We start from the raw sequence: 15526 nt of genomic DNA on the forward strand, positions 1-15526 counted from the left end.
GCTGCGCAGTCACGATCCCTCCGCAACCACCGCCGGCCGCCCACGTCAGATCGGAGTGGACATGTGTCGCCTCTTCGGGTTGCACGCCGGATCGCCGGTCCGCGCGACCTTCTGGTTGTTGAGCGCCCCGGACAGCCTGGTGCGGCAGAGCCATCGGGAACCTGACGGCACCGGAATCGGCGTGTTCACCCCCGCGGGTGCACCGGAGCTCCACAAGGAACCCATCGCGGCGTGGCAGGACCGGGAGTTCGCCACGCAGGCCCGTGATCTCACCAGCCCGGTGTTCGTCGCCCACGTCCGCTACGCCAGTACGGGTGGTCTGAGCGTGGTCAATACCCATCCGTTCAGCCAGGACGGCCGGCTGTTCGCCCACAATGGCGCGTTCACCGGATTGGATCGCCTGGACCGTCGGCTCGACCGGATGGGGGCCACCGGCCTGGTCAGGGGCGACACCGACAGCGAGCGGTTGTTCGCCCTCGTCACCGCCGAGATCCGGGCTCGGAACGGCGATGTCGAGGCCGGGCTGATCGCCGCGCTGATCTGGACCGCCACCCACGTTCCGGTGTACAGCCTGAACCTGATCCTCGCGACACCGCAACAACTCTGGGCTCTTCGCTTCCCGGACACGAATGAGCTGTGGGTGCTGCAGCGGGCGAAGGACGCCGGTCGCGGTGCACTGGAGGCGACGACTTCTCGGATCCGGGCCCGGTCTGCTGAACTCGCCGGCCGGAGCGCGACCGTGGTGGCGAGCGAGCCGATGGACGACGACCCCGGGTGGCGCCTGCTCGACTCTGGTGAACTGATCCGCATCGACGCCGACCAGGGGCTGAGTAGCAGCTCCCCCCTCCCCCCGTCGTCGACCTACGCGTTGACCGTGCAGGATCTTGACCCGACGGCAGCATCGTCGCAGGCTCCGATGGGTGATTGATCGACCAGGGGCGGCTCAGGCGTCGGCCTTGTCGTGGTCGTGGTGGAACAGGCGGTGCATGCCGGCTTTGAAGTCTTCCGACTTCCTCTCGCGGCGGGCCTTCCGCGCGGCGGTGGCCGCCAACTCGGCTGCGGCCCTGGCTGAATCGACCTCGAACTCGATCTGCTCACCCGGCACCCGCACCACAGTGCCCCCGAACTCCAACGCCCGCTGCTCCGCCGGGTAGAGGTCGTGGGCCCGGACGAACCACCGTTCGGCGGTGCGGATCGCCTGTCGCCCTTCCTGGGTCAGGTGCACCAGCGCGACTGGCGGATCACCCACGCCTGAGGATCGAGCGATCCGGTCAGTCGCTCGCCGGGACTTCAGCAGCCGGTTCGACGACATGGATCAGCACGATGGATCGACCTGCAAGCGGTACGGTCGCGGCCACCACCCCCGTGGCGAGCTCCGATCCGGCTGCCGAGGTGTCCAGCGCATATCGCCACTCGTTCTCCAGCGCCCTCTCCGGTAGCTCGAAGTCGACGGTCTCGTAGTGCGCGTTGAAGAACAGCAGCACGTCGACGTCATGAAGGGAACGGCCGTCGCTGTCCCGTCCCGCGATCGCCTGTCCATTCAGGAACAGACCCACAGACTTGCTGAAACCGGTGTCCCAGTCCTGCTCCGACATCGGTGACCCCTGCGGGGTCAGCCAGCCGATGTCCGGCAGCGGGGTCTGCCCGGCCACCGGGATCATCGTCCCGGTGAAATAGGTCAGGCGGGCGAAGGTCGGATGGCGGAGCCGGAGGTGGATCAGAGCGGAGGTGAAGTCGATCAACGCCTGGTCGGCATTCGCCCAGTCGATCCAGCTCACGAGATTGTCCTGGGCGTAGCCGTTGTTGTTGCCTCCCTGGCTTCGTCCCAGTTCGTCCCCGTGCGAGATCATCGGAACGCCCTGCGACAGCAGCAGCGTGGCGATCAGGTTTCGCTGCTGGCGGGCCCGGAGGGTGAGGATCGCGGGATCGGTGGTGGTCCCCTCGACGCCGCAGTTCCAACTTCGATTGTTGTTGTCACCGTCCCGATCGCCCTCGCCGTTGGCCGCATTGTGCTTCTGGTCGTAGGAAACGAGGTCCAGCAGGGTGAATCCGTCATGTGCGGTGACGAAATTGATGGACGCGCTGGGCCGGCGACCGCCACGTTCGTAGAGATCGGCCGAACCAGTGACGCGGGAGGCGAACTCGCCGATGGTGGAGGGCTGACCCCGCCAGAAGTCACGGACGGTGTCCCGGTACTTCCCGTTCCACTCTGTCCACAGCGCCGGAAAGTTTCCCACCTGGTATCCACCCGGTCCCACGTCCCACGGCTCGGCGATGAGCTTCACCTGCGAGACCACCGGATCCTGTTGCACCACCTCGAAGAAGGTGGACAGCATGTCGACGTCGTAAAACTCGCGCGCCAGAGCCGAGGCCAGGTCGAACCGGAAACCGTCGACATGCATCTCGATCACCCAGTAGCGCAGGGAGTCCATGATCAACTGCAGGGTGTGGGGTTGGCGGACGTTGAGTGAATTGCCGATGCCCGTGTAATCCCGGTAGTACTGCTCGTCGCCCTCGACGAGGCGGTAGTACGAGCTGTTGTCGATGCCGCGGAATGCCAGGGTGGGACCGAGGTGGTTGCCCTCGGCAGTGTGGTTGTAGACGACGTCCAGGATCACCTCGATGCCGGCCGCGTGCAGCTCGCGGACCATCGTCTTGAACTCCTGTACCTGGGCGCCGGCGCGGATGTCGGCGGTGTAGCCCTGGTGCGGGGCGAAGAACCCGATGGTGTTGAACCCCCAGTAGTTCGACAGTCCCTTGTCGATCAACGTGCCGTCGTTCACGAACTGGTGCACCGGCATCAACTCGAGGGCGGTGACACCCAGCCTCTTCAGATGCGCGATGACCGCCGGGTGGTCCACTCCCCCGAATGTGCCGCGGAGGCCTTCTTCGATGTCCGGGTGGAGCGCGGTCAGCCCTTTGACGTGCGCCTCGTAGATCACCGTACGGTGGTAGGGAATCTCCGGGGGCCGGTCCCCCCTCCAGTCGAAGGTGGAGTCGATGACCACGCTGCGCAGGGTCGATGCGGCCGAATCGTCGATGTTGAACGCGGTCTGGTCTCCGAATTCGTAGGAGAACAGCGACGAGTTCCATTCGATCGCACCGGTTGTCGCCTTGGCGTAGGGGTCGAGCAGCAGCTTGCTGGGGTTGAATCGCAGACCCTGGGCCGGTGCGTACGAACCGTGCACCCGATAGCCGTATCGCTGACCCGGTCGAATGTCGTCCACGTAGACGTGCCAGACGAAGGCGTCGACCTCCAGGACGTCGATTCGATTCTCGGTACCGTCCGGGTCGATCAGACACAGGTCGACGCGGACGGCGTCCCGGCTGAAAAGAGCGAAGTTGGTGCCGCCGCCGGTGAAGGTGGCGCCCAGCGGATACGGCGCTCCCGGCTTCGTGGCCATGCACCCACCCCTCGTGGTCCTGGCACCCGCGACGCCGTCGAGAGACGTCCTGCGATGGGGGTGACGTTACCCGGCCGGGAGGGAGTCGCGGGGGGACGTCCCGGTGCAGATGACCGGGACGTCCCTGCTCGCATCCGGTCCCGGCGATCAGACCTCGGGCAGGACGAAGGCCACCGTGGTGGTCCCGCCCGCCGGGACTCGCGCGACCTTGAGCATCGGTTGGTAGCCCTGCAGTGCCGCGATGATCTCCAGCGGGTTGAAGCCCTTGTTGAGCCACAGTTGGTAGTACCCGTTGGAGTCCGTCTTCAGGGTGTACGACTGCGGGCCACAGGTGCCGGTCGCGGTGTTGTACATCGTGCACACCTGGACCGTCGCCCCGGCGAGCGGGCTACCTACGCTGTCCTTGACCGTGCCGGCCAGCTTGCCCCACGCCTTCGGCGCGGTGACGTGCATGGTGGCCGAGATCGACGCGGACGCGTACGGGGTGTTCGTACTGACGTCGACCAGGGCCAGGTAGTCGCCCGGCTGGCCGACGACGGACGAGTCCATGCTGATCCGCACCTTCACCGAGGCCCCAGGCGCCACGTCGAACGTCGGCTTGTCCTGGCTCAACCACGGCACGTCGGCGTCGCCGTTGCAGCTGCCGTAGCCCGGCAGCGACTGGGCCAGCGCGCTCACACCGCTCTGGTTGGCGCCGCCCACCTGGTAGAGCCCGCAGGCGCCACCGCCGCGGTACTCCGCGTTGTTCGAGTTCGGCAGTGCCGTCCACTGATCGGACTGCGGGTCGTACTCGAAGGCCTGATTGGTCAGGTCCTTGCCCGCGTTGACGACGCCGCCGAAAACCTGCACCTTTCCGTCGGCCGAGGAGGAGGACGCACCCCAGGCGTCGACCGGGAGGTCGGCCCGTTTCTGCCAGGTGCCGGCGCCGGGCAGGTACGTGTAGGTGCTCGCTGTCGAGGCGCCGCTGGAGGTGTTCACCCCACCAGCGCAGACGATCTCGGCTGCGGCGCTGCCGCAGGACAGGAACGCGACCGTCTGCGGGTACTGCGGCGCCTGCGTCCACGCACCGCTGTCCGGGCTGTAGCTGAACACCGATGAGGAGCCGGTGCACGTCCCGTCGGTGCAGCCACCGACGACGTACAGCCGGCCGCCGACCACCGCGGACCCCGCCATGGCGGCGCCGCCCGGCAGGTCGGCCAGCTGGGACCACACATTGCTGCCGGGATCGTAGGAGTAGGCGTGGGTGCTGGCGCCCGAGGTGGCGTTCCAGCCCCCGGCGACGTACAGCCTGGTTCCGATGAACGCCGCTACCGGCCCGTTCAGCCGCTCCGGCAGGTTCGCCAGTGCGGTCCACGCCCTGGTCGCCGGATCGTAGACGTTCACGCCGTTCTGGACGTTCGAGCCGTCGGTGCCGCCCACCACGTAGACCTTGCCGGCGTGATAGGCCACCGCGTCGTCCATCAGACCGGACGGCAGGTTCGCGATGTCGGTCCACGGTCCGACGGACGGCGAGGCCTGGCGGAGCGCCACCTTGTGCCCGTTCACCTGCGCCACCGCGCCCGGCCTGACGACCGCGCCGCCAGTGGCCGGTGGCAGGGCCGCGTAGCTGACCTTCGCCGGCACCAGCTGGGCCGGGGCTCCCGGCATCGTCGCCTGGTGCTGCCCGTTCATCGGGGTGAAGCCGCCGTCCTCCTCCGACAGGTTGACGTGCACCGCGGCCGTCCCGTCGTTGGTGAACGTCACGGTGCCCGACGTGGTCGCCCCCAACTGCCCGGTCTGCGCAATGCTGTGGGTGCTCGACCTCAGGTGTCCGGCGCCCAGCTTCCAGTCGCGGTGCAGGACCGAGTTGGCCGGTAGTGCAACCGTTCCCGTCATCGCGGTGTACCGGCCGTCGGTCACCGTGAACTTCGTCGCACCGGTGTGCGGGCTGAACAGCCAGTAGTACCCGTCGGACAGGTTCGCGTCGTCCGGGGTGGGCATGCTGACGCCGAAGCTGGTCGGGTCGGCGCTGCCCGCCACCGTCGCCCCGTTCAGCGGGGCCTTCGTGTTGGCGTCCGTGACGACACCCGCCATCAGGCCACCGGGTGTCGGCGCGCAGGTGCGGCCACCCAACAGCACGTTGTCCAGCTCCCACCGCCGGCTCCAGGAACCCGTGAAGTGGAACCGCACCTGGACCTTGGCCTGACCGGCGGCCTGCGGGATCGGCACGTCGACCCGACCGGGGTTCCCGCCGCTGTCTCCCTGCCAGAGCGTGGACCAGGTCTTCCCGCCGTCCAGGCTCAGGTCGACGTCACCGCTCTGACCGGGGAACCCGATGTAGGTGCTGTCGAAACCGATCTCAGGGTGTCCCGCGGTGGACAGGTGGGACAGGTCGACCACCGGCGACACCAACGAGCTGTTCTGGCTGCCGCCCTGGCCGTAGTGGTCGGAGTCGATGTCGGCGAAGTGTGAGTCGCCGCCGACGGGCGGGTCCCAGCCGCCCGGGTTGTCGAAGACCCAGGTCTGGCCGTTGCCGACGCCGTCGGTGATGCTCCAGCCGGCCTGCGGGGTCTTGCCCGACCAACCCGTGAAGTCGGTCTTGAGACCGGTGTCGGCGTAGGCGTAACCGGGGGCCGAACAGGAAACGGCGTCGACCTTCAATGCGATGTTCTGCGACGCGCCTGCCGCGGTCAGGTTCACCGTGACGTCCTGCTCGACGTAACCGGACAGCTCGGCCGAGCCGACGTGCATCTTGTAGGTATTGCCCGCCGGCAGCGCCACCGAGTAGTGGCCGGTGTACGGGTCGGTGAAGACCGCTCCGTTCGGGTAGCCGTCGATGGTGATCCTGGCGTACATCGGCCAGCCGTGGCCAGAGCCGTCGGAGACCTTGCCCGACACGGTCTTGGTGGCCTGCGCGGTCAGCGTGAAGTTCTCGGTGACGGAGTAGTTCTTGGTCACCGCCACGCCGGAGAGCGACTCCCCGGCGTAGCCGTACTTGCTCGACGTCAGGCCGTAGGTACCGGTCGCCGCTGGAATGTCGTAGCTGCCCTTGGCGTCCGTGGTGGCGTGGTAGGTGGTGCCGTCGGTGGCGGTCGCCGAGACGGTGACGCCCAGGATCGGTTTCGCCGTGACGGAATCGGTGACGGTGCCGATGATGTCGCCGTGCTCGCCCTGGGTGAGTCCGGCGACGCCCTTGGGCGTGCCCAGCCCGGTGGGGCCGTCCCAGCCGGTGCCGGTCTGGCACAGCACGTTGCCGCAGGAGCCGTTGTTCCCGGCGGTGATGTCGTTGATGTCCCTGGCCTGGTTGACATCGCGGTGCTCCACGTACTCTGTTCTTTCATGCCGATGGGCGGGCGTCCTGAGGAGAGAGCCTGAGGCGCCAAGTTTTCGATGGGGCAGGTTGATCAGAGCTATGAACACACATTCACTATTTTCAGCAGTTCAACAGGGGTGAGGTTCGGTGGCGGTGCGGTGGGTGCAAATTGCCCCGGTCGGCGTCACCAACCGGGAGGTCCGCTTCCAGGAGAGCTCGGGCGCGGTGATCGGTCTGTTTCAGTTTCCGGTACCTCCCGGCTCGTACCGTGGCATCGAGTCCGAGGACGATTTCACCCGTCAACCGGTCCTGGTGCAACGAATCGAAACGAATGCCACCGACATGATCCTCATCCCGGTGAATCAGTGGACCGGCGATGATTCCATCGATCGGTGCGACTGGCTCGCGGTCTGCCAGGCCACACGCCGCAGACTGAAACTGTTCAGTCTGTTGCTGCCGCAGGGACAGACCGTCCTTTCCGCCTACAGCCTCGACGGGAGGGATGCGCACGACGACGGCCCGACCGAACGGGCTGCCGTCAACAAGAAGGGCAGGCTACGAAGGGAACGCCCGACTGCTTCACGGCCCCGGTCACAGTCAGCCCGGTGAACAGACACCTCGGGGGCGAACATCTCGCGAGCTGACAGCATCCGCCGGGTCTCCAGCAGGTGTGACCACACTCAGCAGTCCAGGGCCGATCGGACTACAGAGTCGCCACAACCGGCGACACCGCCTGGATTCATATGGGTCTCATCGCCCCGACGAAAGCCCACCGATCCAACGACCGCAGGTCAGTGCGATCGTGGGTGTCGGTGGGTCGGTGGTCGGGGTCCCCTTGCGCAGGCAGGCTTTCTAGCCGGCCTTCACGTCGTACCGGTCGGCCATCATGACCTTGTTCCACACCTCGACGAAGTCGCGCACGAAGCGCGGGTGACCATCGCTGGCGGCGTACACCTCGGCGACCGCGCGCAGTTGCTGGTTGGAGCCGAACAACAGGTCGTTTCGCGTGGCCCGGTAGGCAATCTCGCCGCTCTCACGATCGGTGAGCACGAATGAGGTGCCGGCCTCGTCCTGCTTGCTCCACTCGTAGTCCATGCTCGTCACCGTGGTGAAGAAGTCGGTGGTGAGTGCGCCGACCCGGTCGGTGAAGATCCCGGTCACCGACCCGTCGTAGTTGCAGCCCAGGGCGCGCAGACCGCCGGTGAGGGCGACCCACTGCGGTGCGGTGAGGTTCAGCAGCGCCGCCTTGTCGAGGAACATCTGCTCGGGCGCCACGCTCGTCATCCGCGCGTAGTCGTCTCTCACGTAGTTGCGGAACCCGTCGACGACCGGTGCCAACCACTCGAAGGTGGGGACGTCGGTCTGCTCGGCGGTGGCGTCGACCCGGCCGGGGGTGAAGGGCACCCCGACCTCCGCGCCCGCAGCGCTGGCTGCCTGCTCGATCGCGACACACCCACCGAGCACGATGACGTCGGCGAGGCTGACCTTCTCGAGCCCGGCCTGATGGAAGGCGTCCCTGATGCCGCGCAGGGCGGCGATGACGCCGACGGTGCGGCGGTTGACCGCCCAGTCCTTCTGCGGCGCCAACGCCAGCCGTGCACCGTTGGCACCCCCGCGCTTGTCGGAGTCGCGGAACGACACGGCGGAGGAGAACGCAGTGAAAGCCAGGTCGGAGATCGAGAGCCCGGAATCCCGAATCGCCTGCTTGAGACGACCCACCCCTGCGTCGCCGATCACCTCGTGCTCCAGGTCGGGCAGCGGGTCCTGCCAGGGGAGGTCCTCCGCGGCGACCTCGGGCCCCAGGTAACGCGACTTGGGACCCATGTCGCGGTGGGTCAGTTTGTACCACGCCTTCGAGAACGCCGTCGTGAAGTAGTCGAAGTCGCCGAGGAACTTCAGGCAGACCTCGCGGTAGACCGGGTCGACCTTGAGTGCGATGTCACTGGTCATCATCATCAGCGGGTGCTCGACGCCCACCAGGTGCGCGTCCGGGGTCTTCGGGGCGCCCTCGTCGTTGGGCGTCCACTGCAGCGCCCCGGCGGGGCTCTGGCTCTGCTTCCACTCGTGGCCGAACAGGTTCTCCAGATACGAGTTGTCCCACTGGGTCGGGTTCTGCGTCCACGAGCCCTCGATGCCGTTGGTCATCGTGTGCTCCGCGTTCCCGGTGCCCTCCGGGTTGTGCCAACCCAGTCCCATCGCCTCGATCGGGGCGATCTCGGGCGGGGCACCGATCCGGGCGGCCGCGACCTTGCCGTGGCTCTTGCCGAACGCGTGGCCACCGGCGATCAGCGCCACGGTCTCCTCGTCGTTCATGGCCATACGCCCGAAAGTGATGCGGATGTCGACCGCCGAGGCAGCCGGATCGCCGTTGGCGTTGGGGCCTTCGGGGTTGACGTAGATCAGCGACTGGTGGGAAGCGGCCAGTGGCTGCTCGAGTTCGTAGTCGGCGTCGCCGGGCTCACCGGTCCAGCGCTTGTCGCGCATCACCATCGCGTCGTAGGAGCTGGGGTGGGTGTTGTCGATGTACTCCGGGCCCCAGTAGCTGGCGTCGTCGGCCTCCCACGCGTCGCGGCGGCCGCCGCCGAAGCCGTAGGTGGGGAACCCCATGATCTCCAGCGCGCAGTTGCCGGTGAGGACCATCAGGTCGGCCCACGACAGGGCGTTGCCGTATTTCTGCTTGATCGGCCAGATGAGGCGACGCGACTTGTCGGTGTTGCCGTTGTCCCACCAGCTGCTGATCGGGGCGAATCGTTGCATCGCCTGCCCGGCACCGCCGCGTCCGTCTGCGATGCGGTAGGTGCCGGCGGCGTGCCAGGCCATCCGGATCATCTGCGGCCCGTAGTTGCCGTAGTCCGAAGGCCACCACGACACCGACGTGGTCAGGAATTTCTTGATATCGGCCTTGAGCTCGGCGAGGTCGATCGTGGCAAAGGCGGCCGCGTAGTCGAAGTCCGCCAGTGGGTTGGCCGCCGCGCCGTCGCGGTGCAACTGCTCGACCCGGAGCCGGTCGGGGTACCAGTCCGAGAGCGTCGGCTTCGAGGTCTGGGCGCCGCCGATGGTGTTCCCGCCCGCGGGGCAAGATCCTTCCAGGACCTCGGAGTAGGTGGTGTAGTCGGTCATGACGATGTGGCCTTCCGATAGGTGGTGCAGTTGCGGTCGAAATGTCGCGGCCCGGCGCGGTCGCCGGACATCCAGGATTCGGCACATCGGTCGACATGCCTGAAAGCGCGCCTCAGGCCTACCACCGACACAGTCAGGGTTCCCAGCTGTGTGACCGGGTATTCGCCCGTGCTCGTCCCTACCGCTGTGCCGGTCGGGCTGGGACCCGGTTGGCGGAATCCAGCGGAGCCGCAGCAATGATCATGCTGGCCGTGCCGACCGGAACGTCGAGCTCGCCCCGATTCAGAAGCAGCTGGTAGGCGGCCATACCGAAGAACCCACAACCCAGGATCAACGGGATATCCCGCCGCCGCGGCAGTTCGACCTCGAACAGCGGTACCAGGGCGAGCAGGACAACGGTCGCCACCAACAGCCGGGCGAAGGACAAGGCGGTCACCCCGAACTGCGGCACCGCGACCCGCACCGCCGGGAAGGCGCCGGCCCACAGCACCACCACACCCAGACCGGCCAGCAGCGGGCGAGGGTTGGTCATGCCGTCATCGTGCCTCTCAGCTGTGAACGGGTGCCCCTTCGGTCAGGAGCGGGCGGGGCAGGGTCAGGATTCCGTCGTGGAACTGCTCCTCCAAGGTCGGCTCGGCCGGCGTCACGGCCACCTCGATCCGGTTCCGCCCTGCACGCTTGGCCACGTACAACGCCGAGTCTGCGAGCCGCTCGAGGCGTTCGGCGGCGATGCCGTGCTCGGGGTAGGCCGCGATCCCCACACTGGCGGTGATCCTCACATCGATGCCCGGTAGAGCGATCTCGGAGATCGCAGCGCGGATCTTCTCGGCCGTCACGATGGCACCGACGACATCGGTACCGGGCAGCACGACCGTGAACTCCTCACCGCCGTTGCGGCCGGCGAAATCGCTGTCGCGCAGCGTCGAACGCAACGCGGCTCCGACGCCGGCCAGCGCCTGGTCGCCGATGGGGTGGCCGAACCGGTCGTTGATGTCCTTGAAGTGATCCAGGTCCAGCATCAGAAGGGCCATCGGATTGTCAGATCGCGAGGCCTGCGCGAGCATCCGCTTGAGAGTGTCGGCCACGGCACGCTTGTTGGGCAGCCCGGTGAGCGAATCGGTGGCGGCCCGCAGTTCGGCGATGGCCAAGTTCCGCAGGTTGGCCAGCACGGGTGCGGCCTGCCCCACCGAGTTGCGGATCGTCTGCCGTTGCACCTGGTCGAAAGCGGCGGCCCGATTGACCAGTATAGAGCCGATCACCTCTCCGCCGACGGTGAGGGGTAGGCAGCTGGATCGACCCGGGCAGGTGCTGCACACCGGGCAGGCCAGCAGAGCAGGGTGACGGTCGTCTTCCTCGTGGACCTGACCGGAGCGCACTGCAAGGCAGGACTGCGGTTCGGCGTGCTGCAGAGTCCGCAGCAACGGAGATCCCGGCGGAAGTGCCGTCACCGCCTCGAGCCGATCGGCGCTGTTGTTGCGATTGAGCACGGCGACAGTGCCGTCGGGCACAGCCCGTTCGAGGTGGCGCTGCAGCAGTAGGTGCGCCTCGTCCTCGTCCCGGGCCAGTTGGAGGGTGTCGGCGAATTCGACCTGCTGCCGCGCCGGTCTGATCCCACGCCGTACCCGGGACACCCCGAAAGTCGCGATGCCGACGGTGACGGCCCAGACGGCGAGCACGGCGAGCACGATGGCCCGTTCGAGGTTCCGGGCCCCCGACCGAGCCTTTTCGACTGCGGCCGCTGCCTGGTCGGTTTCGTGGCCGGCCAGCTTGTCCAGCTGATCGGTCATCGCCTTGAACGCCACACTGATCCGACTCGCCGAGTCCGGTGTCCGGGTGTCGTTCGGGCTGATCGTCGCAGTGGAGGTGATGACCGGGGACAATGCGTCCAGAAGGGCACGCAGGTCGCCCCATCGGGTGATCAGCTCGTCGATTCCCGTGAGTTCATCAGGGGTGTCGGCAGCATGGGCCAGCCGTGCGCGGGTCAACGCACCCTCGACGCCGGGGATCATCTGCTCGTGCAGAGTTCTGCTCAAGTCCGCTTTCTGCGCCTGGTCGGTGGACAGCATCATCGCCTGACTGGTGGAGAACGCGACCGACACCTGCCGGCCGACGTCGCTGGCTTGAGCCGCCTGCGACAACTGGTCGCCCACGACCGAGATGCCGGTCTGCGTGGCGGAATCGACGCCGGCCAGTCCGATCACGCCGACGGCCGCGGCTGCGACCGCGAAAAGACCGCAGGTCGCCAGGATGCCCGCCGTGAGACGTACCGAGTGACTGCGCATGGCGTTCCTTCGAGGTGAAGGCCTGCGGACAACCACGGACCCACCTTCACCGTACCGATACGCAGCGTATGATGCGATTCAACACTCTGTAGTTGCTCGGGTTGGTGTGCTGGCCGTTCGCTTAGCCCGTGAACGCGGGCTGGCGGTACGCGGCACTTCAGATCCTCAACAGCGCAATGGAGACCGTCCACAGGCCTGCACGGCGACGGGATCCAGCGCCCATTCCTTCACACCGTTGGGGTGCTGCGCGAGGTGGGCGCGGCTCAGTCAGTGATCGTCGCGCCGGGCTTGTCCCGGCCCACGTGCGTCCAGAATCCCGGCGATGCCGATCGGGGCGGATCAGGCTCGGACTCTACCCATCGCCACCCGGGCCAATTCTGGGGGAAATGGATGCGCTTCACTTTTGGTGTTTTCGAGGCTCCGGGCAAAGGGATGGACCGGACGACGCAACTCTCATTGTCGAATTCGGCCTTGGTCTGCCAGTCGAAGTTCTGAGATTCTGCTGACTTCTACGGCCGACCTGACCGGGCCATTTTGGAGACACCTCATCCGTGGTGCCCACCCGGCAAGGCTTTGTCTCTACCGGTCTAGTTTGCCCCGGGGCCGCGATCCGCTGAACCCACCTGAAACGTCCGGTTGCCCGGACTCGCCTGTCGAGTGCGATACAGGTCCCGGCCTGCTGCCTGCCCTCGAGCTCGACCCAGCCCCACCCGGTCGCCTTGGCCCCGGTGCATCCCCACGAAGGCCCCCAGCAGGGCGCTCACCTGCCCGGTCAGGGCTCGATCCGGCTCGTGGTCAAGGCATCACATCTGCCAGCGGACGTCTCCGGACGCGCGTCCCCAACACCGACGAGTTGCCGGTGCGGTCAATTCTTGCGGTGTATGGCCACTCTTGGCGACGGCCAGCTCCACTTATCAGTGTAAGGCAGATTTCAAACACCACGAAAGGCGCATTTCTATTTGTGGTGTGGTCGTTCGTCCGCGCGGACCAATTCGAAAACATGGCAGATTATTATTGGGCCGCATGGGTGCTTTTCAGAGTCTGATCGGTTACGCTCTCCCGGCTGCTCACTGCAGATATTTCTCTCTTCGGCGGAAAGCCGGTTCCTCGTGATCAATTCACGTCATCACCATGTCGTTGTTCGGGCGGTGGCATCGGCGATGCTGATGCTCGTCGGGGTCGCGCTGATGGTGGGCATCCCGGCGGTGGCCCAGGCCGCGGTGGTTCCCACGGTGGGGCTCGGCACCTCCGGAGCCTTCGGCGTGCTCGGCGGATCAACGGTGACCAACACCGGGACCTCGACGATCAACGGCCTGGACGTCGGGGTGGACCCGGGCACTGCGGTGACAGGGTTCCCACCCGGGATCATCACTCGTCCAGGGGTGCTCCTGCGGGGTGGCGCCGTGGCCGCCAACGCACAGGGCGCCACCCTGACCGCCTACCACGACGCAGCCGGCCGACCGGTGGCTCCCGGCGATCGCGGGCTAACCGATCTGGCGGGCAAGATGTTGCAGCCCGGGGTATATCAAGGGAATCTGAGTCTGAGCGGCACCGTGACACTGGACAACCGGACCAACCCGGACGCGGTGTTCATCTTCCAGGCCTCCAGCACCTTGATCACCGCCTCGGGCAGCGTCGTCAAATTCACCACCGCGCACGTGTCCTGCAATGTGTTCTGGCAAGTCGGAACGTCCGCGACGCTGGGCACCGGGACCCGGTTCATCGGGACCGTCCTTGCCCACACCTCGATCACCGCGCAGACGGGAGCCACCCTCATCGGCCGGCTGCTGGCCTCCACGGGCGCTGTCACCCTGGACACCAACGTCATCACCGCACCGACGTGCGCCACCCCCGGCAGCAGTTCCAGCAGCGCCACTCCCACCGGGACTCGCGGCGGCGCTCCGGGTGGTGGAAGCAGCAGTAGTTCCAGTCCGACGGGTCCCGGCGCGCCTGGTACGACCTCGGCGCCGAATGAGAACACCACCCCGAACACGCTTCCCATCATCACCGCCACGACGGCCGCCGGATCCTCGCAGAGCACGAACAGCACGCCCGGCACCGCCGCCCTGACCAGCACCAGCGGGCCGATCGTGCTGACCTCCACCAGTGAGGCAACCGTCCTGACCTCCACCGTGCAGACGACGATGCTGACGCAACCGTCCTTCCCGTCAGCGGTACCCGGGGGCAGCGGACCGGCAGCGCCGATCTCCCCGGTGCGAGTGCTCGCGGCGGTGCTGGCGTTGCTGGGCGGTCTGCTGCTGTTGCTGCGCATTCCTAGAGTCCGCCGACGAGCGGTCTACCTTCGCACGGCCCCGAGCCGGGCACAGCATCGCCGCGGTGCGCATCGGTGACACCAGGCGGGTCGACCGGGCCGTGGTACTGGCGGTCGTCCTCATCGTCGTGGGAGGAGCTCTGTGGCTCTGGCCCGCAGAAGCAACACGAACCCAGGTCGGCCCGCAACTTGCGGCGTTGGCACCGTCATCAAGTTCGGCGTCGACGCGGGCGGCCGCCGGGCCTACGAGCGGCGCGCCGCCGACCAGCCGATCAGGAAGGCTCGCCGAAGTCCCGACGAGCCGTACCGACCTCGACCGCAGTTCAAGGGCCGATCCCGCTCCGATGGCAGCGGCGGCCCCCCACACCGCGGTCACCCCGATGCCGGGAACGACGCGGATCACCGTCACGGCACCGGAGCCACCGCCATCGAATGCCGTGCCCGCCGCCATCACCGTGCCGTTCGCCTCCTCCCACCACCCCGGCGGTCTGCAGATCACGGTGCTGCCGCATGGACCGGACATCAACGGCGATGTGTGGATCCCGGGGCCCGAAGTAGGAATCAGCAATTGGAGCAACGAGGTCAGCTGGCTCAACAGTCCCGGCTTCTCCGCCCCGTTCAGCACACACGGAGCCGTCATCATCGCCGGACACATCAACTGGCAGGGGACCCCCGGAGCGTTGTCGGACCTTTCCGAGTACGGCCGCGACGACGTCGGCAAGACCCTTGAGATGACCATGACCGATGGCCGTACCCGCAGCTACCGCATCACCCAAGGGTTCTCGATCGACAAGAGTCAACTGGCCGACGAAAGCCCCCAGGGCCCACTGCACACCGCGATCTTCGGCCAGACCGGTACCTACGGCCGGCCCGGACACCCCACCGAGGAGCTTCGGCTGGTCAGCTGCGGCGGCCAGTACGACCCTGCCGCCCGCAGCTACACCTCCAACATCGTCGTCATCGCCCAGCCCAGCACCTGACCAAGCGGGGACGGCTCCCGAAATTCCGAGCCCGCCGTCCCCTGGCCGTCATCGCCGCACCCGGCGCAAATCCTCGAGGTCGACCAGCCCGGCTGCACCCACCCGCAGTCCCGTCGTGGGTCTGCCCTCGCCACCGCAGCCCCACCACCGGGCCCGGTGGTGGCCGCCGATTCTTT

At 67.2% G+C, this 15526-nt stretch carries 10 protein-coding genes; 4 read left to right on the plus strand and 6 right to left on the minus strand.

The genetic code is table 11. From position 1 onward, the window contains the following. The first annotated feature begins 61 nt into the window (after window positions 1–61). Window positions 62–928 carry a class II glutamine amidotransferase gene (locus H7F38_RS19635; protein WP_187091400.1) on the plus strand — a complete coding sequence of 289 codons (867 nt, stop codon included), beginning with the start codon at window positions 62–64 and terminating at the stop codon, window positions 926–928. 15 nt (window positions 929–943) lie between these two features. Here H7F38_RS19635 and H7F38_RS19640 read toward each other — a convergent pair whose 3' ends face one another. The 3 genes from H7F38_RS19640 to H7F38_RS19650 all read right to left on the minus strand — a co-directional run bounded on the left by H7F38_RS19640 (window position 944) and on the right by H7F38_RS19650 (window position 6707). Next, window positions 944–1249 carry a hypothetical protein gene (locus H7F38_RS19640; protein ID WP_187091401.1) on the minus strand — a complete coding sequence of 102 codons (306 nt, stop codon included), beginning with the start codon at window positions 1247–1249 and terminating at the stop codon, window positions 944–946. Window positions 1250–1271: 22 nt separating this feature from the next. After that, a complete protein-coding gene (glgX, locus tag H7F38_RS19645) occupies window positions 1272–3404 on the minus strand; it encodes a glycogen debranching protein GlgX (protein WP_187091402.1) in 2133 nt (710 codons plus the stop codon). Window positions 3405–3551: 147 nt separating this feature from the next. Beyond that, window positions 3552–6707, minus strand: a complete 3156-nt coding sequence (locus tag H7F38_RS19650) for a carboxypeptidase regulatory-like domain-containing protein (RefSeq protein ID WP_187091403.1) — start codon at window positions 6705–6707, stop codon at window positions 3552–3554. Between the two features lie 151 nt (window positions 6708–6858). Here H7F38_RS19650 and H7F38_RS19655 point away from each other — a divergent pair, with 151 nt between their 5' ends. Beyond that, window positions 6859–7305, plus strand: coding sequence for a hypothetical protein (locus H7F38_RS19655; RefSeq protein WP_187091404.1), 447 nt, complete (start codon window positions 6859–6861; stop codon window positions 7303–7305). A gap of 243 nt (window positions 7306–7548) precedes the next feature. Here the strand turns inward: H7F38_RS19655 and katG are convergent, their stop codons facing one another. The 3 genes from katG to H7F38_RS19670 all read right to left on the minus strand — a co-directional run bounded on the left by katG (window position 7549) and on the right by H7F38_RS19670 (window position 12098). Further along, window positions 7549–9816, minus strand: coding sequence for a catalase/peroxidase HPI (gene katG, locus H7F38_RS19660; RefSeq protein ID WP_187091405.1), 2268 nt, complete (start codon window positions 9814–9816; stop codon window positions 7549–7551). A 178-nt stretch (window positions 9817–9994) separates the two neighbouring features. Continuing rightward, window positions 9995–10348: a DMT family transporter gene (locus H7F38_RS19665; protein ID WP_222618191.1), complete on the minus strand. Its 354-nt coding sequence runs from the start codon at window positions 10346–10348 to the stop codon at window positions 9995–9997. A gap of 16 nt (window positions 10349–10364) precedes the next feature. Next, window positions 10365–12098: a diguanylate cyclase gene (locus tag H7F38_RS19670; protein WP_187091406.1), complete on the minus strand. Its 1734-nt coding sequence runs from the start codon at window positions 12096–12098 to the stop codon at window positions 10365–10367. A gap of 1148 nt (window positions 12099–13246) precedes the next feature. Between H7F38_RS19670 and H7F38_RS19675 the strand changes: the two genes are divergently transcribed. Next, on the plus strand, window positions 13247–14449 hold the full coding sequence (locus tag H7F38_RS19675) for an ice-binding family protein (protein ID WP_187091407.1): 1203 nt from the start codon (window positions 13247–13249) through the stop codon (window positions 14447–14449). Then, window positions 14436–15350: a class F sortase gene (locus tag H7F38_RS19680; protein ID WP_187091408.1), complete on the plus strand. Its 915-nt coding sequence runs from the start codon at window positions 14436–14438 to the stop codon at window positions 15348–15350. The genes H7F38_RS19675 and H7F38_RS19680 overlap by 14 nt, the downstream gene beginning before the upstream one ends. The last annotated feature ends 176 nt before the right edge of the window (window positions 15351–15526 follow it).

This window comes from Nakamurella sp. PAMC28650, from assembly GCF_014303395.1.
Lineage (GTDB): Bacteria > Actinomycetota > Actinomycetes > Mycobacteriales > Nakamurellaceae > Nakamurella.

Bases quoted from the DNA above. Each gene is read 5' to 3' on its own strand.
- glgX (WP_187091402.1), bottom strand. From the start codon at position 3,404: ATGGCCACGAAGCCGGGAGCGCCGTATCCGCTGGGCGCCACCTTCACC.
- H7F38_RS19665 (WP_222618191.1), bottom strand. From the start codon at position 10,348: ATGACCAACCCTCGCCCGCTGCTGGCCGGTCTGGGTGTGGTGGTGCTG.
- katG (WP_187091405.1), bottom strand. From the start codon at position 9,816: ATGACCGACTACACCACCTACTCCGAGGTCCTGGAAGGATCTTGCCCC.
- H7F38_RS19670 (WP_187091406.1), bottom strand. From the start codon at position 12,098: ATGCGCAGTCACTCGGTACGTCTCACGGCGGGCATCCTGGCGACCTGC.
- H7F38_RS19635 (WP_187091400.1), top strand. From the start codon at position 62: ATGTGTCGCCTCTTCGGGTTGCACGCCGGATCGCCGGTCCGCGCGACC.